General features: G+C 48.5%; 20 protein-coding genes. 14 read left to right on the forward strand and 6 right to left on the reverse strand.

Going from position 1 to position 22,226, the window contains the following annotated elements:
* The first annotated feature begins 548 nt into the window (after positions 1 to 548).
* The 5 genes from P6910_RS17840 (at position 549) to P6910_RS17860 (ending at position 8,104) form a co-directional block, all read left to right on the forward strand.
* On the forward strand, positions 549 to 3,395 hold the full coding sequence (locus P6910_RS17840; protein WP_317142601.1) for an LPS-assembly protein LptD: 2,847 nt from the start codon (positions 549 to 551) through the stop codon (positions 3,393 to 3,395).
* A 2-nt stretch (positions 3,396 to 3,397) separates the two neighbouring features.
* A complete protein-coding gene (locus P6910_RS17845) occupies positions 3,398 to 4,687 on the forward strand; it encodes a peptidylprolyl isomerase (RefSeq protein ID WP_317142602.1) in 1,290 nt (429 codons plus the stop codon).
* A 104-nt stretch (positions 4,688 to 4,791) separates the two neighbouring features.
* A complete protein-coding gene (gene pdxA / locus P6910_RS17850) occupies positions 4,792 to 5,775 on the forward strand; it encodes a 4-hydroxythreonine-4-phosphate dehydrogenase PdxA (protein ID WP_317142603.1) in 984 nt (327 codons plus the stop codon).
* Positions 5,776 to 6,129: 354 nt separating this feature from the next.
* A complete protein-coding gene (gene rsmA, locus P6910_RS17855; protein WP_317142604.1) occupies positions 6,130 to 6,936 on the forward strand; it encodes a 16S rRNA (adenine(1518)-N(6)/adenine(1519)-N(6))-dimethyltransferase RsmA in 807 nt (268 codons plus the stop codon).
* A 349-nt stretch (positions 6,937 to 7,285) separates the two neighbouring features.
* Entirely contained in the window at positions 7,286 to 8,104 is an 819-nt protein-coding gene (locus P6910_RS17860; protein ID WP_317142605.1) for a symmetrical bis(5'-nucleosyl)-tetraphosphatase, read from the forward strand.
* Positions 8,105 to 8,140: 36 nt separating this feature from the next.
* Here the strand turns inward: P6910_RS17860 and P6910_RS17865 are convergent, their stop codons facing one another.
* Positions 8,141 to 9,190, reverse strand: a complete 1,050-nt coding sequence (locus tag P6910_RS17865; RefSeq protein ID WP_317142606.1) for a hypothetical protein — start codon at positions 9,188 to 9,190, stop codon at positions 8,141 to 8,143.
* A gap of 389 nt (positions 9,191 to 9,579) precedes the next feature.
* On the opposite strand from P6910_RS17865, the gene P6910_RS17870 reads away from it, so the two are divergent.
* From P6910_RS17870 to P6910_RS17880, 4 genes are all read left to right on the forward strand, one after another.
* Positions 9,580 to 10,797 carry a type II secretion system F family protein gene (locus tag P6910_RS17870; RefSeq protein ID WP_317142607.1) on the forward strand — a complete coding sequence of 406 codons (1,218 nt, stop codon included), beginning with the start codon at positions 9,580 to 9,582 and terminating at the stop codon, positions 10,795 to 10,797.
* A 48-nt stretch (positions 10,798 to 10,845) separates the two neighbouring features.
* A complete protein-coding gene (locus tag P6910_RS17875; RefSeq protein WP_317142608.1) occupies positions 10,846 to 11,178 on the forward strand; it encodes a hypothetical protein in 333 nt (110 codons plus the stop codon).
* Positions 11,179 to 11,333: 155 nt separating this feature from the next.
* Positions 11,334 to 11,687: a type II toxin-antitoxin system RelE/ParE family toxin gene (locus P6910_RS26900; protein WP_410493941.1), complete on the forward strand. Its 354-nt coding sequence runs from the start codon at positions 11,334 to 11,336 to the stop codon at positions 11,685 to 11,687.
* Positions 11,620 to 11,925: a HigA family addiction module antitoxin gene (locus tag P6910_RS17880; protein WP_317142609.1), complete on the forward strand. Its 306-nt coding sequence runs from the start codon at positions 11,620 to 11,622 to the stop codon at positions 11,923 to 11,925. The genes P6910_RS26900 and P6910_RS17880 overlap by 68 nt, the downstream gene beginning before the upstream one ends.
* Before the next feature lie 137 nt (positions 11,926 to 12,062).
* Here the strand turns inward: P6910_RS17880 and P6910_RS17885 are convergent, their stop codons facing one another.
* The 3 genes from P6910_RS17885 to P6910_RS17895 all read right to left on the reverse strand — a co-directional run bounded on the left by P6910_RS17885 (position 12,063) and on the right by P6910_RS17895 (position 13,990).
* Positions 12,063 to 12,437: a hypothetical protein gene (locus P6910_RS17885; RefSeq protein WP_317142610.1), complete on the reverse strand. Its 375-nt coding sequence runs from the start codon at positions 12,435 to 12,437 to the stop codon at positions 12,063 to 12,065.
* Complete coding sequence (locus P6910_RS17890) at positions 12,427 to 12,693, reverse strand: type II toxin-antitoxin system Phd/YefM family antitoxin (protein WP_317142611.1); 267 nt, start codon at positions 12,691 to 12,693, stop codon at positions 12,427 to 12,429. Before P6910_RS17890 ends, P6910_RS17885 begins: the two co-directional genes overlap by 11 nt.
* 406 nt (positions 12,694 to 13,099) lie before the next feature.
* Complete coding sequence (locus tag P6910_RS17895) at positions 13,100 to 13,990, reverse strand: LysR family transcriptional regulator (RefSeq protein ID WP_317142612.1); 891 nt, start codon at positions 13,988 to 13,990, stop codon at positions 13,100 to 13,102.
* Positions 13,991 to 14,092: 102 nt separating this feature from the next.
* Between P6910_RS17895 and P6910_RS17900 the strand changes: the two genes are divergently transcribed.
* From P6910_RS17900 to coaE, 3 genes are all read left to right on the forward strand, one after another.
* Positions 14,093 to 15,379, forward strand: coding sequence for a serine hydrolase (locus tag P6910_RS17900; RefSeq protein WP_317142613.1), 1,287 nt, complete (start codon positions 14,093 to 14,095; stop codon positions 15,377 to 15,379).
* A 273-nt stretch (positions 15,380 to 15,652) separates the two neighbouring features.
* On the forward strand, positions 15,653 to 16,525 hold the full coding sequence (locus P6910_RS17905; RefSeq protein WP_317142614.1) for an A24 family peptidase: 873 nt from the start codon (positions 15,653 to 15,655) through the stop codon (positions 16,523 to 16,525).
* A gap of 7 nt (positions 16,526 to 16,532) precedes the next feature.
* Positions 16,533 to 17,135 carry a dephospho-CoA kinase gene (coaE, locus tag P6910_RS17910; protein WP_317142615.1) on the forward strand — a complete coding sequence of 201 codons (603 nt, stop codon included), beginning with the start codon at positions 16,533 to 16,535 and terminating at the stop codon, positions 17,133 to 17,135.
* 34 nt (positions 17,136 to 17,169) lie between these two features.
* Here the strand turns inward: coaE and P6910_RS17915 are convergent, their stop codons facing one another.
* Positions 17,170 to 18,792, reverse strand: coding sequence for an NAD+ synthase (locus P6910_RS17915; protein ID WP_317142616.1), 1,623 nt, complete (start codon positions 18,790 to 18,792; stop codon positions 17,170 to 17,172).
* A 97-nt stretch (positions 18,793 to 18,889) separates the two neighbouring features.
* Positions 18,890 to 21,001, reverse strand: a complete 2,112-nt coding sequence (locus P6910_RS17920; protein ID WP_317142617.1) for an EAL domain-containing protein — start codon at positions 20,999 to 21,001, stop codon at positions 18,890 to 18,892.
* Positions 21,002 to 21,191: 190 nt separating this feature from the next.
* On the opposite strand from P6910_RS17920, the gene P6910_RS17925 reads away from it, so the two are divergent.
* Together P6910_RS17925 and pilV are read left to right on the forward strand one after the other, a co-directional pair.
* The gene (locus P6910_RS17925) at positions 21,192 to 21,758 is read left to right on the forward strand and encodes a GspH/FimT family pseudopilin (protein WP_317142618.1); all 567 of its coding nucleotides are present in this window, start codon (positions 21,192 to 21,194) and stop codon (positions 21,756 to 21,758) included.
* On the forward strand, positions 21,755 to 22,225 hold the full coding sequence (gene pilV / locus P6910_RS17930; RefSeq protein WP_317142619.1) for a type IV pilus modification protein PilV: 471 nt from the start codon (positions 21,755 to 21,757) through the stop codon (positions 22,223 to 22,225). The genes P6910_RS17925 and pilV overlap by 4 nt, the downstream gene beginning before the upstream one ends.
* The last annotated feature ends 1 nt before the right edge of the window (position 22,226 follow it).

Consider the following 22,226-nt stretch of genomic DNA (forward strand, 5'->3'; position numbering starts at 1 on the left):
AATATTCGTACTGAACAACTGAAGGTTTAACATCAAGGTGTTGAAATGTATTGCACTGAAAGACAGAGTAACACAGACTAGTAATAGTGATATAACTGACCCTACTGATTGTTTACTGCATGAGCAATCGGACTCGGTCATAAATTGTCAACAAACCATGGAATGCGGAGTCTTCGGGCAAAATCACGGTCCGCCTGAAACGCTCAGCCGGACAATAGCTCATGGTAAAAGCAGATGTTCGCTCTACGATTTCCAGAGGTCTGCCAGCAATTGACAGAGACTGACCTGAACCTTCATGTTTTCAGAACAGCTGGCGATCATGATAACCACACACAAGACCCGAAACACTGCTATACAGATGCCCTTATTGACAGAAAATACTGCTTCCGACAGCAAGATGAGTAACAAGGTTCTCTGTGCGCATGAAAGGGCAGATTTAAACAGCCATCAACCATGGCACACCATATTGCCTCGCTCCGACATAAACCGGAGTTGTGCAAAAAACCGTCAAACCATGGTAACAAGAACGGCACGGGAAAGTTGAGCTCATGGAGAAATACCCTCTACCTTTCAAACCGGCAACATTAACTCTGGCGATTGCTTCCGTGCTGCTTGCCAGCCAACCGACTGCCCGGGTTTATGCCGAATCCACACTGTCACCTGATGATCATTGGAGCTGCGAAGCCAGCCCGGATGAGTCCGGCTGGCAGTGTACCGCCGAGCCAATGGAGCCAGGTGTTATGAATCGGGCGATGCGCCCTGTTGCGCCGGCTGTGACCAAATCCGCTCGAAAGAAGGCCAGCAGTGAAACGACGACTGTCGTAACCAGCGACAGCCGCGCCAACCTCAGGGAAACGCTTGACTGGGTGCCTAAATCCCAGCTCAGCGAGAATGAACAGAAAGCACTGGATCAGGCAACGCCCTGGTGCACAGGTGACTATTCAGAGCCTTCCCGTCCTGGTAAAAACTTCACAGGCAACTCTGATGCAGCACCCATCATTGCCGAATCAGATGAATCCTCTTTTGGTCAGAATGACATAGGAACTCTCACAGGCAACGTCTCTATCAGACAGGGCAATCGTCAGATCCAGAGTGATACAGCCAGAATGAATCGCGCTACCAACTATGCCGAGTTTGAAGGCAACGTGGTCTACCGTGAACCTGACACCCTGCTGGTAGGTGATTACGCTGATATGCTGCTCGATAGTGGCCGGGTTACCATCAAGAATGCCAGTTACGCCATGCATGGAGCCCATGCCAGAGGAAACTCCGAACAAATCATTCGGAACGAAGACTCTTCACTGGTGCTGGAAGATGCCTCTTACACCACCTGCCGCCCTGGTGATGAAAGCTGGCTGCTGACAGGCAATAATGTCACTCTTGACCCCAATACCGGTTTTGGTACAGCGCGAAATGCTGTTATCCGGGTCGAAGGGCTGCCCATTTTCTATGCCCCTTACATGTACTTCCCCATTGATGATCGTCGTCAATCCGGCTTTCTGTACCCGACAATAGGCTCAGAAAGTGAGAACGGCATTGACTTTACGCTGCCCTATTACTGGAATATTGCCCCGAATTACGATGCCACCATCACGCCTCGCATTTTGTCCAGGCGTGGCCTGCTGCTGGAAAACCAATTCCGCTATATGAATGCAAGCGGAGAAGGTGAAGCAGGTATTGCCGGGCTAACCAATAAGGACAAGCTGGAAAAAGAAAACCCCTATTACGATCAGGAACGCTGGCTGGCCAATGTGCGTTATAAACAGCGTTTTTCTGAACGCTGGACAGCAGAGCTCGATTATGCCGACGCCAGTGACAAAAATTATATTGAAGACTTCGGTACCAATCTTAACCTGTCCAGTTCCGGTCCACTGAATCAAATGGTAGGCACCCGATATCTGGGCGGCAGTACTTACAATAACTGGACCTTCAGTCTCAATGCTCACCAGTTCAAGAACATGAGTCAGACGTCTGATGACCCTTATAACAAACTTCCACAGCTGGTCTTCAGTGGCAACTGGCAAGCGGGTGAAACATTGCAGGTCAATTACCTGGCGGATTACACCCAGTTCAGTCGGGATAAAGACTGGCGTTTTGTCAAAGAGATTCAGCATCCGGACTTTGGTGATCCGGATATCAGAGAAAGCGTTTACGACGAGGGTTATGGTATCAAGAGAGCCGAAGGAGGTCGGGCCTTCGGTCAGGCAGGTGTCAGCTATCCAATGCAGACCATTTGGGGCTTCCTGACACCAGAAGTAAAGGTTCGAAGTGTTAACTACAGCCTTAACAATCTGGTGGCAAGCGAAGTGATCAACGACCTTCAGGGAGCCTATGGTCAGTCTGTCATCGACCCGAATGATTTTACCAAATCTCCGAATACCGCAGCGGCTTCCTTCAGCCTCGATAGCGGCCTCTACTTTGAACGCTTTACCGACCTGTTTGGCACTGACTTTACACACACTCTGGAGCCCAGGGCCAAATATCTTTATGTACCCTATGTCGAGAATCAGGAATTCAACCCGATTTTTGACACCGCCGCCATGGGCTTCACCTACGGCTCTCTGTGGCTCGATAACCGTTTTAGTGGCTATGATCGTATCGGCGATGCCAACCAGCTCTCTCTGGGTGTTACCTCCCGCCTGATTGAAGACGATGGCTTTGAACGGATGCGTTTTGGCATTGGCCAGATTGTCTATTTCCAGGATCGCAAAGTCTACATAGCCAACAATTTAGGTTACGAGAAAGTTCCGGCTGAGGACATTGATGAAAACTTTGTCGCCATGGATGAAAGACTCAGGAATGAGCTAACTGATCCAACATCCCCCCTGGCATCGGAATTCATCTACAATTTCAATCGCACAATGAGTGTGAGACAGGACTTCTCCTGGAATACCAACGACAATCGTCTGGACAACTATGGTCTCTACTATCGTTGGCGGCCTGAACAGCGCAAGACTCTGAACCTCGGTTTCCGTTTCAGGGATCAGGTTGATCGCTATGTTCAAGACAAAGATGGACAAAATATTCAGATCGGCACCGATCAGAATGGCAATCCAATCTTTGAAACTGCTGATAACAACGTGAAGCAGACCGACCTGTCCTTTGCCTGGCCCATCCCTGCAACCACCCACTGGGTAGGTCTGGGTCGCTGGCAATATGATTTAACCAACAAAAGGAACCTGGAGAGTCTTGCGGGTGTCGAATACAACAGTTGCTGTTATCAGGTTCGGTTTTTCTGGCGTTCATGGATCGAAACAGACGATAATATCGACCACCCTGATCCGAAGAGCGGTGTTTTCTTCCAGTTCATCCTTCGTGGACTGGGTAATATAACCGGTAGCTCCGGAACGGAATACTTGCAAGGTATCCAAGGTTACGAGATTCACGAGAAGTAATAATGACGGGATTGAAGAGTCTATTCTTTGCCGCCTGCTGCGCCCTTGCAGTAGTCGGCGGTACGGCTAACGCCAAGCCGTTACCACTTGATCGCATTGTTGCCGTCGTCGACAAAGACGTGGTGATGGAAAGCGAGCTGAACAACCGTATCGAGGCCGTTCAGCGTCAGCTGAGCAGCCGGGATATTCCCATGCCTCCTGACAACATCCTCAAGAAGCAGGTTCTTGACCAGCTGATTCTTGAAAACCTGCAACTGCAGATGGGTCAGCGCGGCGGAATCCGCATTGATGACTGGGCGTTGAATGACGCCATCAGCAAAATCGCCAAGCGTAATGGTATGTCCGTTGAGGCCTTCAGAAAAAATCTTGAATCAGGCGGTCTGTCATACGCCGATGCCCGGGAAGAAATTCGTCGCGAGATGATCATCAACCGGGTGCGTCAGCGCCAGATTGCTGAGCGAATCCAGATTAGCGATCAGGAAGTGGATAACTTCCTCAAGTCGCCGGAAGGACAGGCCAGCATGCAAGTTGAATATCGCCTGGGCCATATTCTGATTGCCACGCCAGATAACCCGACACCTGATCAGGTTCGGGAAGCTGAAAAGAAAGCCAACAATATTGCTATTCAGCTTGATAGAGGTGCCAACTTTTCCGAGATGGCACTCAGCTACTCCAGCGGCCAGAACGCTTTAAATGGTGGCGACCTGGGCTGGCGTTCTGCTGATCAGCTGCCAACACTATTTGCTGAACAGGCGTTGAAGATGACTGACGGAGAAGTATCTGCACCAATCCGCAGCCCTGGTGGCTTTCATATCTTCAAACTGAACGACACTCGTGGTAACGAGAAGCATATGGAACATCAGATACACGTTCGTCATATTCTGATCAAGCCCAACGAAATTCGCAGCAATCTTGAAGCGCAGATGCTCGCCAAAAGCCTCTATGACCGCATTGAGAAAGGTGAAGATTTTTCTGAACTGGCCAAGGCATACTCTGACGACACTGGCTCAGCGCTCAATGGCGGCGATCTGAACTGGGTTTCTCCGAAGACTCTGGTTCCGGAATTCCAGAAAGCCATGAAAGAGACGCCTGAAAAAGTAGTCAGTGAACCCTTCAAGAGTTCATACGGTTGGCACGTACTGCAGGTATTGGGCAAACGTAATTCAGATATCAGCGACAAGGTCCGCAGAAACAAAGTCCGTGAAATTCTGGGCAACCGCAAGTTTGAAGAAGAACTTCAGGTGTGGTTACGTGAAATCAGAGATCAGAGCTACATAGACATTCGTCTCTGAGACATCTCGAAAAGAAAAGAACGCCCCGGTTTTACGGGGCGTTGCTTTTTTATAAACTCGCTTTTCTGGCATACACTTTATTTTTCATAGCTCACGGCTGACTTATGACAAGCAACACATTGCCCAGACTGATCATTACCTCCGGCGAGCCTGCGGGTATCGGACCCGACCTCTGCCTGCAACTGGCTTACCAGAATTTACCAGTGCAAACAGTGGTCGCAGCCGATCCAGAGCTTCTGGCGCAGCGTGCAGACACTCTGGGAATGGATGTCGCCTTTGAATTATTCAACCCTGCTGAAAAAGAACCTGCCAGAGAAGGGACTCTTCTTGTTGCTCCTGTCTCCCTGGCCAAATCCTGCTCAGCCGGAAAGCTGGATGAAGCCAACAGCCCCTACGTTCTGGAAATGCTGAGCTATGCCATTGAAGGTTGTCAAAACGGTTTGTTCGATGCCATGGTCACTGCTCCTATCAGCAAGGAAGTGATCAATAATGCAGGCGTTCCTTTCAGTGGCCATACAGAATTTCTAGCCGAAAAAACCAACACTCAAAAAGTCGTTATGATGCTGGCAACCGAAGGCCTCAGGGTGGCTCTGGCCACCACCCACCTGCCACTTAAGGATGTCTCGTCTGCAATCACACAATATTCTCTGGAAGAAGTCATCAGAATTCTCCACAGGGATATGGTCACAAAATTTGCCATCGAGAATCCAAGAATTCTGGTCTGTGGCCTTAACCCTCACGCTGGCGAAGGGGGCCACCTTGGCATGGAAGAAATAGAAACCATTATTCCGGTACTGGATCAGTTAAACTGCGAAGGTATGAATCTGGTAGGTCCCCTGCCGGCCGACACGCTCTTTAACCCGAAATATCTTGAAACTGCTGACGCTGTTCTGGCGATGTACCATGATCAGGGTCTGCCGGTTCTGAAGTACAAAGGCTTTGGTAATGCCGTCAACATTACCCTGGGGCTTCCCATTATTCGTACCTCTGTCGATCACGGCACTGCTCTGGATCTGGCCGGGACTGGAAAAGCCGATTCGGGCAGCCTGTTTACCGCAATCCGTTATGCTCTCGATATGGTTCACTAGGAGGCTGACCGAGAATAGACTGCCCTACACGGCAACTGCTCCTGCGTTGCTCTAGCTCCTGCATCCATGCAGTCGTCGGCAACTGCTCCTGCGTTGCTCTAGCTCCTGCATCCATGCAGTCGTCGGCAACTGCTCCTGCGTTGCTCTAGCTCCTGCATCCATGCAGTCGTCGGCAACTGCTCCTGCGTTGCTCTAGCTCCTGCATCCATGCAGTCGTACAGCGGCAGCAAATTGGTCTGAAAATCCGTTTTTGTTCGTCAAATAGGGCGCTATTCTCGGTCGGCCTCCTAGCCAAATGGCTTATCTGCCGCTATTATAGCGGCCCCTCTATTGCTGGTTTAGTTTTCCAAAAGCATGGCTGAAATTCCCTACCACAAGGCCCGTAAACGATTTGGTCAGAACTTTCTGCACGATCATGGTGTCATTCAGCGGATTATCCGTTCCATACACCCAAAGGCGGGCGACCGAATTGTGGAAATTGGCCCGGGTCAGGGTGCACTGACCGAATTTCTGCTGGACGCTGCCGGGCAACTGGACGTGGTTGAACTGGACAGGGATCTGATTCCGACTCTGAAGCTCAGGTTTGGCCTGAATCCTGAGTTCAGAATTCACGAAGGAGACGCTCTCAAGTTTGATTTCTCCTCTCTCATTAAAGAGGGTCAAACACTGAGGCTGGTGGGCAACCTGCCCTACAACATATCCACCCCTCTGATTTTCCACCTGCTTGAGTTCCAGGGACTGATCAGCGATATGTACTTCATGTTGCAGAAAGAGGTTGTGGAAAGACTGGCAGCGCAGCCCGGTGAAAAGCACTATGGGCGTCTGGGCATCATGGCCCAGTACTATTGCAAGGTAGACAACCTGTTCGTAGTGGGTCCGGGCTGTTTCAAACCTGCCCCCAAAGTTGACTCGGCTATTGTACGGCTTGAGCCTTATAATGAGTTACCTTATCCGGCGGATGACGTAAACCTGCTGGAAAGGGTTGTTCGGGAAGCTTTCCAGCAACGCCGCAAAACCATGCGAAACACTCTGAAAAAGCTGATCTCTGCCGATGCACTCACTGAACTGGGTATCGACCCTGCGAGTCGTCCTGAAACGGTCACGCTGCCCAAGTTCGTTGCCATCGCCAACTATTTGCATACATCTGCCATGAGCGACTAAAACAATTGCTCATCACCCTCGGGGATGAACAATTTTTCACCCTGAAAAAGCTGCCTTTGAATGATAAACAGCAAGACAACTTGCATGCCCGCTGCTCACTGAGTTACTACTATTAGCAGGGAGATGCAATTTTCAGTACTGTGGAGAAGAACCTTCATCCGGCCAACTAAGAGAAGGACATTTTTTCGCGTCTGTCAGAAACTTATCCTGAAACAGACATCTGATCAGGAAAAGCTTTTGGGCATTTCCACCAGGCATTCCTCTGTTTGATGTTAAAAACCAGGAACCTTTATAAGACCTGTGTTGTGGATGGCTATTCCACATCGAAAGGTTCAGGAGATTATTGTTAATGACCGTTTACGCCGTAGGTGATATCCAGGGATGTTACGAGCCTCTCAGACGCCTGCTTGACAAAGTCCGTTTCAAGCCTGGCCGTGACCAATTGTGGGTAGCGGGAGATATGGTAAACCGTGGCCCCGACTCACTGGCCACGCTCCGCTACCTGAAAAGTCTCGGTAGCCATTGTACTGCTGTTCTGGGGAACCACGACCTGCACTTGCTGGCTGTTGCTGCACGCGTTCGCCGATCTAAAAAGAAAGACACATTAGCCCCTCTGCTCAGCGCGCCTGACCGGGACTCACTGATTGACTGGTTAAGGCACCGCCCGCTGATTCATCATGATAAAAAACGCAAAGTCACCATGGTGCATGCCGGCATTCCCCCGATCTGGACTCTGAAGCAGGCTTGCCTCTATGCAGGCAAGCTGGAAAAAGCCCTTCAGGGAGAAAACTATCAGGAGTTTCTTCAGTTTCTATTCAAATCAGACGCCATCAGCTCCATGGAAGAGGCCTATACCCGTCGAGCCCGACTCAAACTGACCGCAGCCTACCTGACACGGATGCGTTTTTGTGACCAATACGGTCGGCTTGACCTCGATAACAAGACGGCATTTGCCACAGAGACATTTGCTCCCTGGTACAGCTTTCCTGACAGCCCAGTCTACAAGGAACGCATTATTTTTGGTCACTGGGCCGCCCTGGAAGGCAACAGTCAGCGCAAAAAAATACATGCTCTCGATACCGGTTGCGTCTGGGGACGGTCCCTCACGGCCCTGAACCTGGACGACTACAGTACCACCTCAGTAGATTGCTGCTATCAAAATATATGAAGTGTCCGACACAGATTTGTTGAACGCTTTGGATCCTTAGCGCTTTCTTTTGAAGTACTGACTTTGCTCCGATCGCCCACAATTGTGCATTCTTCTCTGGTGCTCCGAAAGAGCCTTATAATTCATGCAGACCACCCCGCATCCACAGGTTACTGGATCGTAGTCGTCTGCCCCCCAAGCATCACCTGTAAAGACTGCCTCTGGATGCAGCGTGCAACTATTTGTTGGGTCATCCATAGTAAACGTAAATTCAAATTTATGGGGTTGCGCAAAGGGTTGTATTTCTGTCATTGCATGATCATGATGAGTGTGACCTGCCGAATTTTCTTCAGGACTCAGCAACCAGTCAGCTGGCTCGCTAATATCGATTATTTGTGGGAGTTTACAGACGCCTGTACAGGAACCGACAAAACAATTTAAACCCAAAGTATGCTGGCGTTGTTCAGGGCCCTGGTTACCGCCGCCGGAGCCGAAAGACCAGAAGCTGGATAAAGGTTGAGTGTTTGTTGCTGCTGAGGCTTGCTGACCGGATGATGATGCTTCTGCTGATTGCGCTTTTTGTTGTTGACTATGACCAGGAAGCATCATAGTGGTGATCGCAAACAAATCACCCTGAGTTGCCTCCAGTTGACCCAACGGGTTATAGAGCGGCGAATCGGCGTTCCAATAGCTTTTCAAAAGCGCGCCCACAGCAGCAAGTGCTTCTGCAGGTAGCCATGAGTAAGGTTTAGAGTCAGGGGTGCCATTGGTGGTCAGAACCAGTTCGTAAGCAACCAGCAGATTAGTAGCGTAAATCAGTTGCCACGAGATCGACTCAATAAAAGACCTTTTTACCCCGAAACCGCCAAGGCTGAATGCTTTGTTATCAGGCGGCAAAATTGATCCTGAAAAGCCGTTTGTGTCGACACCGTATGACGGGTTGTCAGACAATCTATGCTGGCCAGGCTTTATAGAAAAACTATGGCCTGGAAAAACGCCACTCTCTTCAAACTCGACAACAAAACTTCTTTGCAATGATTTGGCCTGACAAATCACAAACAGAGAGAGCATCAGCAACAGCAGTGTCGCAGAGAGTGGTTTTTTCAAAATTTTATCCTTACATATATTCTGTGTTTTGTGTCTTCTGTATTGTGTTTCTGATTTGTTAGATTGGAAAAGTAGACAAAGAAAGTGATAGTGCAAGAAAGCAAGTGTGTTTTTCTGTCAAAAACCAAAGGTATCACAGCTAAAAAAAGCCCGTTGCGACAAAATAGTCACCGGTTTTTTACAACCGTTCTGAGGACTTCTGTCATCTTTTTCTGATTTTGTTTTCTAGTTTCTATCAAGTTTCCCTAAGGTCTCGTACAATATTCGCCGACAAAGCCATTAGCGCTATAATGAATCCCCTATAGCGAACTCCGTCAAGAGCGCTACAACGCCATTGCATCGCAGTGGCTCAACAAGAATGATAAAAGAAGCTACGGAACTGGCTAGATATGGCACGAAAACCAACAAAAACAGCCACATTCGTCTGGGAAGGTAAAGACAAGAGTGGACGGAAGGTCAAGGGAGAAATCCAGAGTGGTAGCATTGCCCTGGTCAAGGCCGAACTCCGTAAGCAGGGAATCAGCGCCACAAAAGTCAGAAAAAAAGGTATGTCGCTGGGCACAAAGGGCGGCAAGATCAGGCCCATGGACATTGCCCTGTTTACCCGCCAGCTCGCTACCATGATGAAAGCAGGTGTCCCCCTGCTTCAGGCTTTTGATATCACCTCTGACGGTATCGAAAAGCCTGCCATGAAAGATCTCATTGGCAAAGTGAAGAATGATGTTGCCGGTGGTTCCACCTTGGCCGACGCCCTGAGAAACCACCCAATTCATTTTGATGACCTCTATTGCAATCTGGTCGCTTCGGGTGAACAGTCAGGCTCTCTGGAGTCACTGCTGGACAGAATCGCCACCTATAAAGAAAAGACCGAGGCCCTCAAGGCAAAAATCAAAAAAGCAATGAAATACCCCATCGCAGTTGTGGGTGTTGCAATGATCGTAACCGGTATTCTGCTGGTTTATGTAGTACCCCAGTTTGAAGAAGTATTCCAGGGCTTCGGAGCCGAACTGCCCGCCTTTACCCAGCTGGTTATCGGTATCTCTGAAGTAGTTCAGAGTTCATGGCATATGGCGATAGCCGCTCTTGTTGCCTTTGGATTCCTATTCAGGAAACTGTTGCAGAAGTCCAAAGCCACCAGAGACAGAATGGATCGAATCACCCTTAAAATCCCGGTGATCGGTGTCATTCTTGATAAATCAGCGGTAGCCCGATTTGCCAGAACTTTATCGACGACGTTTGCCGCCGGTGTCCCCCTGGTGGATGCCCTGGATTCGGTTGCCGGTGCTGCGGGTAACATCGTCTATTTTGATGCTACCCGACAGATCAAGGAAGACGTATCCAACGGTCAGCAACTACAATTTGCCATGAGAAACTCCGGCATATTCCCTGCCATGGCCGTCCAGATGGTGTCGATTGGTGAAGAATCCGGCGCTCTGGATGAAATGCTCGATAAGGTCGCTACCTTTTACGAAGACGAAGTCGACAACATGGTAGATGGACTGACCAGTTTGATGGAACCTTTGATCATGTCGGTTCTTGGTGTGCTGGTTGGTGGTCTTATTATTGCAATGTACTTGCCTATCTTCCAGTTGGGGTCTGTGGTCTAGAAACAGCTGCTATAACTATGAGAAATGGCAAGATTTTGGAGAATAATAATGACAACAGATAGTGAAGCTCATGACGAGCAAGATGATAATTTAACCCCTGAAGAGTTGCGCTCACTTAAGCAGGCCGTCAAAGAACTCAACAATCCAGTTCGCTACGTTGTCTACTCCCAAATTATTCCGGATGATCGGAAGTTTATAAGGTTCCTGGATATAACCAGTAGTACTTATGGACAAGAGTTATCCCACTCCACACTGTTCAAGAAATATGAGGTCGCCAAAGCTGTGGCTGATGTCTATTCGGATAATGGACGTTTGCGGATAGCAAAGGTGACAACAAAAGGAGATAAACTGAGGGTTGTTCGTTACAATTTTGAACCATAGTCAGACAGAATGCGGTCCACAGGTTCTCAAAAACCATTCTCAACACCCCGATGAGTTTCTATTAAATCTGATGTAAAAGCAGTTTTGCAGGCCGGACACCAAATCTGAGTCTTAATCGCTTTTGACACCAATATGGTTACGGTGATTTCATTGCAATACAGACATTCCTTCACAAAGGTTTGGAAGATTATTTTTACGATGGCACAACCAAAGGGGTAACCCCGAAACATAAGAATCGTATAGCCCGATTGCTAGATATTCTTGATCAGGTAAAGAAACCGCATGATATGAGGATTCCAGACTTCAACTTTCACAAGCTGGAGCCAAAAACAGCAGGTCGTTATTCGTTCCGCGTAAACGGGCCTTGGTGCATCACCTTTGAGTTTGAAATGCAGGATGCAATCAGAGTTGATTATGAGCAGTGCTACTGTGGAAAAAACTATGTCCAAGAGAATCAGAAGCAGAAAGCCGACCCATCCCGGACGGATTGTAAAAATGGATGTGCTTGAGCCTTTGAATCTTTCGGTCACTGAAGCGGCAAAAGTTCTGAATGTTTCCAGAAAGCACTTATCTGCTTTCGTGAACGAACGAATACCGTGCAGTAAGGATATGGCCAAGCGGTTGGCTATTGCTTTGGGTACCTCTGTAGATGTATGGCTCGGAATGCAAAATGCTCTGGATATTTGGGAAATGGAAAACAGCAATGATGAGAGTTATCTGGCTGCAGGAAAACTGGCTACCGGCTGAAACAAATTCTGCACAGTCATCCACATTACTACAAACTTCAGCTCTATATTTTACGGGCCAAGTGTTCTGATCCCTGCTGCTTATTCTAAACGGTAAGTGACCCGTAACCGTGTCAAATCTTCATTAAAATCACGTAACTATATTGTTTTACTTGGGAAAAATATAAAATAAGATGTTAATGGCGTAGACAATATTGAATCAAAGCCTGCCGGATGCTTTGTTTTGTGCTCAAAAATAACAATGGGTACACAAACACCCTCTGCCTCAGAAAAGCGATAGATTGTTCGCAATTGGAGTTTTGGATCAAAATAATCGTGATAAGTTGTGAACCCAAGTTCTGCCACCTCTACACACAATGGAGCACTGCCAGGATGTTCATTCACTCTTTTCTCAAATCCAACAATGAAGCCATCAAGAAGCTCCTGAGCCGCTACCTGTCCGATGTGTCGAGCTAAATAATAAAACCTGTCATGAAGCTGACATTGGAAAGCTAGTGAATACTCAAACTTCATCAATAAGCCCTTTCAATCCAGCCCGAAGGTCGGAAGATGATTCGGTTCGGCCTGCCTGAACATCTTTTTCGGCAAAAGATAGCAATCGTAGTAGAGCCATTTGTTCCTGCTGCATCTCAAACTGGACGGGATCTTGAACTACATACAAAGGTTCCCCATTTTGGGTTACAACTACAGGCTCTGATACATCCATAGAAGCCAGCTCTTTCTTGAAGGCCGACACCGTTGTGATGCGAGGTGAGGTTGATAAGCTCATACTTAACTCCAATAATGAAAAAATTTAACAGTCAAAGAATAAGCCCAATTTACAACAAGTCCATATATAGGCATTATATGGACTTGTTGTAAATTGCTAGTCTTTACGCTTTATGAGGGTTGGCCATTAAATCGGAAAAATGCAGCCACATCCGGCACAATTAAGGCTTTTGCAGGCCGAGCCCCAATTACCTGATATTTAAAAGGAAAAGGGCTTTGGCCTGCAAAATTGTACATCTAACTAATTTCAAAACGGATTACCGGCTGGATCTAAACCAAAAGGCACGACCGTCAGGATTTGATATTCTTCCCGAGAGCGATTTTCGTCGTGAAGATAAGACTGTAGCCTAAACTGCTGCTCTTCTGGTGCTATCAAAAAAGATAGGGTCATCCACCTGACCCGCCATCTAATTAAGGTACTTCTTGCTACAGACACGGACCATACTGATGATATTGGTCATCGTTGAATTGCCCTCCAGAGCATAGCTGTAGAATAATGATGTTCCACTGTGAAAAGCCTGCACCAGCTCATCAACCTGCAATCGCTTTACCAAACCTGCCTGTTCATAATGGCTACCATCCAGCACATTCAAAATTGTCCAGCCTCGATTGGCGATAAGGCGAACTGCAAGATCGCTGTTACTGATCATGTGCCTTTGAGGTGAGACCTGCATAATGCGTTTGTCAGTCAGAATCACATCTTCACTTAACCATTGCGGATAACGAGCCAGATCCCTGAGCGATACCTGTTTCTGCAGGGCCAGTGGAGAAGTGGGGTGAACATAGACGCCCAGTTTTGATGCTCCAATGTTCATTACGCCAACACGCTGAGATGGCAGTAAATCAGATAAAGTGGGCATCAGAGCTATCTGCGCCTCACCTTTTTCAAGAAAAGCTAATGCATCATGCCGATTGCGGTGCAACCAATGTACCAGCAAAGACGGATAAGTTTCAGCAATCGTTGCATCAAGCTCAGTCAAAAACGCCATGGGAATTTGTACGTCATAGCAAATTCTGAACTCAGTGATCTTCATGTCCTGAGCAGAAAGTGCCACCTGTTCAAATTCTTTCGCCTGCTTCGCCAGATGATTTGCACGAGGATACAGGTAAAGAGCAAACTCAGTAGGAAGTGCTTTTTTACCCTGAATCACAAAAAGCGATTGCCCTAAAATATCTTCCAGCGCCAGAACCAGTTCTCTGACCGTGGTGCGATCCTTTCCAATAGCACGCCCTCCAGCACTGTAGCTGCCACTCTCCACCACAGACCGAAATGCATTAATCTGCTCTAATGTAATCATTCCCATCTCTGTGAACGTATAATACGTTCATAATGAATATGTTTTGGAAGGATTATAACTTTATTTTATCCCAGTCGAACAATGAGTTTGGAGAGTTCTTCCATGAAAAAAACACTGCTGGCTGCTCTTGGCATGATGTCCTGTTTCACTTATGCAGCAATGGATAATGTTCCAGCAGCACCAGAAGGTCAGGTAACCCTGATGAACTGGACTAAACAACCCTACAATCACTGGGCTTTTCGCAATATGGGTATTCATCCAAGCCTTATGGTTCCCCGTAGCGGTGCGATATCGGTTATTCCGCAAGCACTGGATGCCCGCATTCCCGATCTGGCCTTTGAGTATCAGGGAAAGTCTCATACTGTGAGAGATGCCATGATCAATGATTCAACCGACGGTTTCATTGTGATTCATAGGGGTAAGACTCTGGCAGAAGAGTACTTCAACGGTTTCAGCGAACATGACCACCACTTATGGGCGTCCAGTACTAAGTCCCTGGTAGGCCAGGCAATGGGGATTCTGATTAAACAGGGTGAGGTGGACACTGATGCCAAAGTTGAAACCTATATCCCCGAACTGAAAGGTAAATACATTGGCAAACGCACTGTCAGAGAAGTTCTCAATATGGTTACTGCACTGGATTACAGCGAAGATTATGAGAATTTTACACCGGGTGCAGTGAGTACTGAATATTTCCGTCGTTTGGGTTTCATTCCAGCATTTGATCTGATGGCTACTGACCCTCAGGAGAATAGAACGCCTCGCGGTATTCTCGAATATCTGCCTGAGTTTGAACAAAACAGTGAACTGGAGCCAGGATATCGATATGAGTATCAGTCTCCTAACGTCGACGTAGCCGGCTGGATCATTGCACGGGTGAGCGGGCAGCCGTTACAGACCTTTATTGCTGAAAATTTCTGGAACAAGCTGGGAGTCGAGCACGATGCGTTTTTCATGGCCGACGTTGGTTATTCAGCTGTCGCAACCGGCGGGTTTAATACCACACTGCGTGATTTCGCACGAGTGGGTCTGGCAATGGTCAACAATGGCAAATACGACGGTAAACAGGTGTTTGCAGAGGATTGGGTCAAGGATACATTCACCCTGACCGATAAAGAGCGTGAACACACGGCCAGAAGTATCTACAAAGACAGGTCTTCTGCAGCGTATGACGAGTGGCTGGAAGGGTACAAAAACTTCGTGTGGATTCACGACAGTGAAAAAGGCATCGGCACCTTCCGCGGTATCTTTGGCCAGCACCTTTATATTAACCGGGAAAAGGACCTGGTCATCGCGACCTTCTCTTCAGCAGCCAGCGCTTCGAATTCTTCTCGCGAAACCAACAAAACACGTTTTGCGGCATTTGAAGCGATTGCTGCTGAATTGTAGACAAATCCGCGCTTGCTGAGATGGGTGCCGGGAACTGGAAACAGTTTCTGGCATCAGTCAGTGTTTTTGATACATCATAGCCATTTTGAAATCGATATGGACAACCTGACAGACCAATCGAGTTTGTCTATAGGAATGCACAGACTCCAAAAATCAAGTAGAGTAAACCCAGAAACAGCCATGAGCCAGAGTGTCGCTGCTATCAAATTAAAATGTGTCTCAGTACCTGGACGAGCGGCACTTTCATATTAAGAAAACCGGATTTATTGACTAATGGCACTCATAGAATTACTGCAATCTTCGCCCACTTACTTCTACCTAACCCTGACTCTGGTCGGCCTTCTGGTCGGTAGCTTTCTCAATGTTGTTATTCTGCGACTGCCAGTGATGATGGAACGTCAGTGGAAGCTGGAGTGTCTGGAATCACTTCACCCGGACAAGGTTCCCACTGAGATGGAGCCTTATAACCTGATCAAGCCTGACTCCACCTGTCCGAGCTGTGGTCACAAGATCCGGGCCTGGGAAAATATTCCGGTGATCAGCTACCTGTTTTTGAAAGGTCGTTGTTCTTCCTGCAAAACCTCAATTTCTGCCCGCTATCCGATCATTGAGATGATCACTGCCCTGCTGACCGTTTCTATTGGTATCTACTTTGGCGCCACTTTCCAGACAGTTTTACTCTGCTTTTTAGTCTGGTCCCTGGTGGCATTGACCGTGATTGATCTGGACACCCAACTGCTGCCAGACAGCATTACCCTGCCCTTACTTTGGCTGGGCTTACTGGCCAACAGCTTTGAGTTATTTATTCCGTTGAAGGACGCGGTGCTGGGTGCTGCTGCCGGTTATCTTTCGCTCTGGTCTGTTTACTGGTTATTCAAACTGCTGACGGGCAAAGAAGGTATGGGCTACGGCGACTTTAAACTACTCGGTGCGCTCGGTGCCTGGATAGGTTGGCAAATGCTGCCACTGATTATTCTGCTGTCTTCACTGGTAGGAACGATTGTCGCAGTGGTGCTGATCATTCTGAAAAAGCAGGAACGGAGTAACCCTATCCCTTTTGGACCTTACCTGGCCGCTGCCGGTTTTATTGCCCTGCTTTGGGGGGAAACACTGGTTCAATCTTATCTGCAGATTATGGGGCTGTGAGCTAAGCATGAGTAAGTTGGTTATTGGCGTAACAGGCGGCATCGGCAGTGGTAAAACAGCCGTTACCGACTACTTTTCCAGTCTCGGTATTACCGTGGTGGACGCGGACCAGGCTTCAAGAGAAGTGGTGGAACCCGGTCGGCCAGCTCTGCAAAAAATTGCAGAACGACATGGTCAGGATATTCTTACTGATGAAGGCACTCTGGATCGAAGAAAACTCAGGGATATTATTTTCAATGACGACAGCGAACGTGTATGGCTGGAACGGCTGCTGCACCCTTTGATCCGTGACCAGATTATTCAGGAACTGGCAGCGTCCGAGTCTCCCTACACCATCATGGTTTCACCGCTTCTGGTGGAAACCGATCAACAGTTACTCACCCATCGCATTCTGGTTGTTGACGTCCCTGAAGACATTCAGTTGGCAAGAACCATGAGCCGCGATGGCATGAGCAAAGAACAAACCCGGGCCATTATGGCCAGGCAGGCTTCCCGGCAACAAAGACTGGAGAAAGCCAGCGACGTGGTTGATAACAGCGGCTCCATGGAGCAGCTGTTTCAGCAGCTGGATGAGGTTCACCAGACTTACATGGCTTTGGCAAACGCATAAGCCCTATTGGGGAAGCCTGGTTTTGCCCGGACCCTCAAATGCCCGGACGCCAACCGTTGGTAATCGGGTATCGGCGGTCTCGCCCAAAACCACGGGGAGTAATGCGAACCCCGACCACCGCCTGCCGACGTTTGAACTCATTAACATCGATCAGGCGCAGCACCCGATAGACAGTATCCCGGTCAAAACCGGATTCGATAATGGCTTCCGCGCTTTTATCTTCTTCCACATACATCTCGATGATTCGATCCAGTTCATCGTAGGAAGGCAGGCTGTCTTCGTCCACCTGATCCGGTGCCAGTTCGGCAGAAGGCGGACGATCGATCACCCGTTGCGGAATCACATAGCCTAGCGAGTTACGGTACTCGGACAATTCAAAAACAAGGGTTTTTGGCACGTCTTTCAGGGCATTGTAACCACCGCACATGTCACCATAGAGCGTGGCATAACCTACCGCCATTTCACTCTTGTTACCGGTAGTGAGGACCATATAACCTTTTTTGTTGGAAATAGCCATCAGCATAACGCCCCGGCAACGGGACTGAAGGTTTTCTTCTGTGGTGTCCTTTTGGGTATTCTCAAACTGGGCACTCAGCGTTTCCATAAACGCATCAAACATCGGTTCAATGGGCATGACGGAGTAATCGACACCCAGAATATCGGCTTCTTCCCGGGCATCTTCCAGACTCATGTTTGAGGTATAACGGAATGGCATCATAACCGCCTGCACGCGCTCAGCGCCCAAAGCGTCAGTGGCAATGGCCAGTGTCAAAGCGGAATCAATACCACCGGATAAACCTAAAACAACGCCTTTGAAGCCATTTTTATTCACATAATCACGAACACCTGTCACCAGAGCTTTATAGACCCGTTCATGAAAGCCGGGCAGTTCTGCAACGTCTTCCTGATCAAACGCCTTGTCTAGTGTGTCGAAACGGGTTTTGTAGAGACCTTCAGCAAAGTAATCGGCCCTGGCAGCGATCTGCCCATTGCCGTTCATGGCAAAAGAGCCTCCGTCAAACACCAGTTCATCCTGACCACCCAGAAGGTTGACATAAAGCACAGGAAGGCCGGTTTCCAGACAACGGCTGCGGATAGTTTGGTAACGAATAGATTGCTTATCTTTATGAAAGGGAGACGCATTGAGACTCAAAATCAGCTCGGCCCCGGCATCCGAAGCCTGCTGGGCTGAAGAGGGATACCAGAGATCTTCACAGACAGTCAGAGCCAGTATTACCCCTTTACACTCAAAGACGCAGGGCTTCTGTCCCGGCATGAAATAGCGTTTTTCATCGAAAACCTGATAATTCGGCAGATGTTGTTTGGCGTATCGGGCCACCACCTGACCGTCTCTCAACACCACGGCCTGATTTTCCAGACCATGTGCCCCCATGGCGGGCAGTCCAATCACCAGGTCAATGCCTTTAATCACACTGAGCTTGCTGACGGCCTGCTCAATTCTCAACACCATACTGGGCCTGAGTAAGAGATCCTCAGGAGGATACCCACAAAGTGTCAATTCAGGAAAAACCACCAGATCGGCCTGATGCTGATCACGGGCTTCTTCAGCCGATTCGATCACCCGTTGGGTGTTGCCGTCGATGTCGCCCACCTTGAGGTTAAGCTGAGCCATGACGATGTTGAGCTTTGCTGACATTGAAAAGCCTGATGTCTTAATCTTGAATCTGAGAGCAGGCTATTTTCGACGATGTTGCAGCCAGTGTAAAACTCAAAATGATCCATGATTATGAGGACTAGAAATCGCCCTCAAAATCAAAGTCCATATGTTCTGCAGGCTCCTGAAGAAAGTCGCCCTGAATGAAATCAACTCCGGTATGCCACAGTGGTGCCATCTCAATAGCACTCTGAACCTGGGGAACAATCACTTTCTGACCCTTTCGCGACAGCGCCTGAACCATTTTCTTGAGTTCTTCGCCCCGATTTTCACTGGTCAGATCTTTGGTGAAAGACGGATCAACCTTGACATAGTCCACGGTCATTGAGGCAATAGTTTCCATAGGCTTCAAACTACAACCAAACTCACTCACTCCGGTGCTGCAACCCAGCTCCTTGACCGCCTTGAAAAAGTCCGGTGCCTGTTTATTGAAGCGGACAATATTCTGCTCACTGATTTCCACAACCACGGATGACGCAGGAATACCTGCTGCCTTGAGTGCAACACCCATCCAGGGCAGAAACTCCTTCTCAAGGATGGCGTTACCGCCGAGGTGCATGAAGAGTCGGATTTTATCCTTTGTGCGGGTTCTGTTCAGAAGCGCTTTTCCTGCTTCTATAACCTGCCAACGATCGACTTTGCTCCAGAGCGCATTTTTATCGAGTTTTTTTCGGAATGACACTGAGTCATGTTCACGACCTCTGGCATCCACCATACGCAGCTGAACTTCAAAGTGCTTTTCAGAAGAACCTTTCAGACTGACCACAGGCTGGTACTTCAATTTGAAATTGTCATTTTTCAACGCCTGACTGACCATGCCGGCCAGATGCTTCTCCACAGAACTGACCGGATTAACCTTACGTTTCTGGTAGAAACAAAGCTTTCTGCCCCCTTCTTTTTGGGCCTGCGTGGCAGCATGGCGGGCTCTGACCAGCTGGGTGTTAAGGTCGCTGCTGGAATCGGTCAGTATGATACTCCCCAGACTCAGTTTGACGGGAAGCTCGTGGCTTCCCAGTGTCACGGTCTCTTTTGTAACACTCTTAACAACCTGATCGGCCAACTCCCGCACTGCCTTTTCATCACTGGCCTTAACCAGAGCCATAATACAGTCGCCGCCCCAACTGGCAGCCTGGTGTTCTATCAACTCCAACCCGATACGTGAACTAACTTCCTTGTAGTAAGGCTGACTGACTCTTTTGCCTCCTTTGGCATGAAGTGCCCGCAGTGAATCGAGCGTAATGCAGAGCAAGGCAAATTTGTCTTTACCTGCAACCACTCTCTGCATGGCAACATCCATCTGCTCCTTGAAAGCTTCTTTATCATAAAGATGGGTTTCACTGTCGGGACGGGCGACTTCAACGTCTTTCTGCCCAATTTCCGAAGTTCCTTCGGATTCCTGGGTTCTCACCAGAAGGCTCAGTGTATAACGCCCTTCATAGGAAGTAGGACTGACTATGACCCTGACAGGCACTTCGTTATCCTGATCAGCCAGCAGTGGACATTGAATGGCTGCCAGTGCCCGACCACTGTCTTCAATACTGTTCAGGAAGTCACCCACATCCCTGCGATCTTTTCCTGCAACCAGATCAGTGAAGGGTTTACCGACAAGACTGGCGTTGCCATCAACCCTTACCAGCTCATTAAAAGCCGGGTTTGAGTATTTAATCTGACCTTCACTGATGTAGATGATGGCATCTACCCGATCGTCCAACAGGTTACGCCTCTGCTTCTCTGATTCATTCAGGGCAACACTCATGCGTCGATAGTGACGGCGGGTATTAAGGTCGGCAATTTCCCGATCAGAAGTGAGCAGAAGCAGTTCATCATTGTCCTGGGTAATGACACTTCTTACTCCCAGCTTGAGCCATTCCAGCTGTTCTTCTTCCTGTTCTTCTGACAACACAATGGCAGGAATATCCCTGCCCTGCTGGTCAACTCGATCAAGCACTGAACTGACTGTTAATCCTTCTGGCAACTCGGCTGATGAGATAATCATCAAATCCCATTTCTGATGACCGGACAGGGCTTCTTCCAGACTTTCCATAGAGTTGAGATGATGAGCACGGGTCGGGTAGCCGGCATCCCGATAGACATTAAGCAGTGCCTCGGCTTCTTCAGAAGAGGCATCCACTATCAACAGCCGGACAGTATCCCTGTTTTCCTGCTCCATGGCATTGACCTGATTCAACAAGAGTTTAAAGCTTATCTCATTCTTATAACTGCCATACGCCTGAAATCATTAGCCTCTGTCAAAAAACTACCCTGTTTTTATCCGTCTGGCTTCTTTGTTAATAATTCTACGGGTTCTCTGACCCTGCACTCAGATCATAAAAATGCACTTCTAAACTGATCAGATAAGCGTTAAAAACCGGTCAGATGTGATGGGTCAGTCAAACAGCCTTAAAGCCAGAGCAATAAACAGCCCTGAGCCTGGAGAACAAGGATTTTCATTAATCGAACTGATGATCACTCTGTTGATCGCTGCGATTATTGTTGCCATGGGACTGCCACAACTGAGAGAAATGTCCAACTCCATTCGTTTCTCAAATATTCAGCAAAACCTGCTGTCAAACCTGCTTTACACCCGCAGTGAAGCTGTTAAAACCGGCAACGATACCATCGCCTGTGCATCCACTGACGGGTCCACCTGCGCAGCAGACCCAACCCTCTGGAGTCAAGGCTGGATCATTTTCACCGATGAAAACAGTAACGGCCTATTTGATTCAGGAGTCGATACCTTGAGACGTTCCCAGACAACAGATTCCATCGCCTCAATCACTTGGAGTAACAGGGCTCCGATCGTGTTTGAGGGAGATGGCACTGTCAATAACACCAGTTCAGGCAGCTTTCTTATTTGCGACAGCCTGACTTCATCGAAGGTCGCCAGGGGGATCACCATTAACCTGTCTGGTCGGGTGCGCTCAACTGACTCGGTGGTCTGTCCATGAGTTCAAATCGCTCTCAGGCAGGGATGACGCTGGTAGAAGTTCTGATCACAGTGGTCATTCTGGCTTCCGGCCTCCTGGGAATGGCCGCTTTACAAACCCGAAGCGTCAGTTACAACAATATTGCCTACTTCAACTCCCTGTCCAACATCCTTGCCTACGATATGCTCGACAGGATCAAAGCCAACCCGGTCTATGCCCTGAATGGGCCCGGTTATTCCGCCAGTGTCGGTAATGTGCCCGCGGCCTATCCCCATGATTGTGACACAGCAGATTGCACACCCGCAGAGCTGGCCCGCTATGATATAGCACAATGGAAGTTTATCCTGGACACCCAGCTTCCCGATTCAGACGGCTCGATTGTCAAAACCGATACCCCAGAGGGTCGGAACTACACCATCACGGTTTTCTTTGATGACAGCAAAGGTCAGCAACCCCGGCGTCAAGTGATTCTCAGGAGCGCACTATAAA

This window comes from Endozoicomonas sp. 8E (assembly GCF_032883915.1).
Classification (GTDB): Bacteria; Pseudomonadota; Gammaproteobacteria; order Pseudomonadales; family Endozoicomonadaceae; genus Endozoicomonas_A.

Bases quoted from the DNA above. Each gene is read 5' to 3' on its own strand.
- P6910_RS17840 (WP_317142601.1), top strand. From the start codon at position 549: ATGGAGAAATACCCTCTACCTTTCAAACCGGCAACATTAACTCTGGCG.
- P6910_RS17845 (WP_317142602.1), top strand. From the start codon at position 3,398: ATGACGGGATTGAAGAGTCTATTCTTTGCCGCCTGCTGCGCCCTTGCA.
- pdxA (WP_317142603.1), top strand. From the start codon at position 4,792: ATGACAAGCAACACATTGCCCAGACTGATCATTACCTCCGGCGAGCCT.
- rsmA (WP_317142604.1), top strand. From the start codon at position 6,130: ATGGCTGAAATTCCCTACCACAAGGCCCGTAAACGATTTGGTCAGAAC.
- P6910_RS17860 (WP_317142605.1), top strand. From the start codon at position 7,286: ATGACCGTTTACGCCGTAGGTGATATCCAGGGATGTTACGAGCCTCTC.
- P6910_RS17870 (WP_317142607.1), top strand. From the start codon at position 9,580: ATGGCACGAAAACCAACAAAAACAGCCACATTCGTCTGGGAAGGTAAA.
- P6910_RS17875 (WP_317142608.1), top strand. From the start codon at position 10,846: ATGACAACAGATAGTGAAGCTCATGACGAGCAAGATGATAATTTAACC.
- P6910_RS17880 (WP_317142609.1), top strand. From the start codon at position 11,620: ATGTCCAAGAGAATCAGAAGCAGAAAGCCGACCCATCCCGGACGGATT.
- P6910_RS17885 (WP_317142610.1), bottom strand. From the start codon at position 12,437: ATGAAGTTTGAGTATTCACTAGCTTTCCAATGTCAGCTTCATGACAGG.
- P6910_RS17890 (WP_317142611.1), bottom strand. From the start codon at position 12,693: ATGAGCTTATCAACCTCACCTCGCATCACAACGGTGTCGGCCTTCAAG.
- P6910_RS17895 (WP_317142612.1), bottom strand. From the start codon at position 13,990: ATGATTACATTAGAGCAGATTAATGCATTTCGGTCTGTGGTGGAGAGT.
- P6910_RS17900 (WP_317142613.1), top strand. From the start codon at position 14,093: ATGAAAAAAACACTGCTGGCTGCTCTTGGCATGATGTCCTGTTTCACT.
- P6910_RS17905 (WP_317142614.1), top strand. From the start codon at position 15,653: ATGGCACTCATAGAATTACTGCAATCTTCGCCCACTTACTTCTACCTA.
- coaE (WP_317142615.1), top strand. From the start codon at position 16,533: ATGAGTAAGTTGGTTATTGGCGTAACAGGCGGCATCGGCAGTGGTAAA.
- P6910_RS17915 (WP_317142616.1), bottom strand. From the start codon at position 18,792: ATGTCAGCAAAGCTCAACATCGTCATGGCTCAGCTTAACCTCAAGGTG.
- P6910_RS17925 (WP_317142618.1), top strand. From the start codon at position 21,192: ATGGGTCAGTCAAACAGCCTTAAAGCCAGAGCAATAAACAGCCCTGAG.
- pilV (WP_317142619.1), top strand. From the start codon at position 21,755: ATGAGTTCAAATCGCTCTCAGGCAGGGATGACGCTGGTAGAAGTTCTG.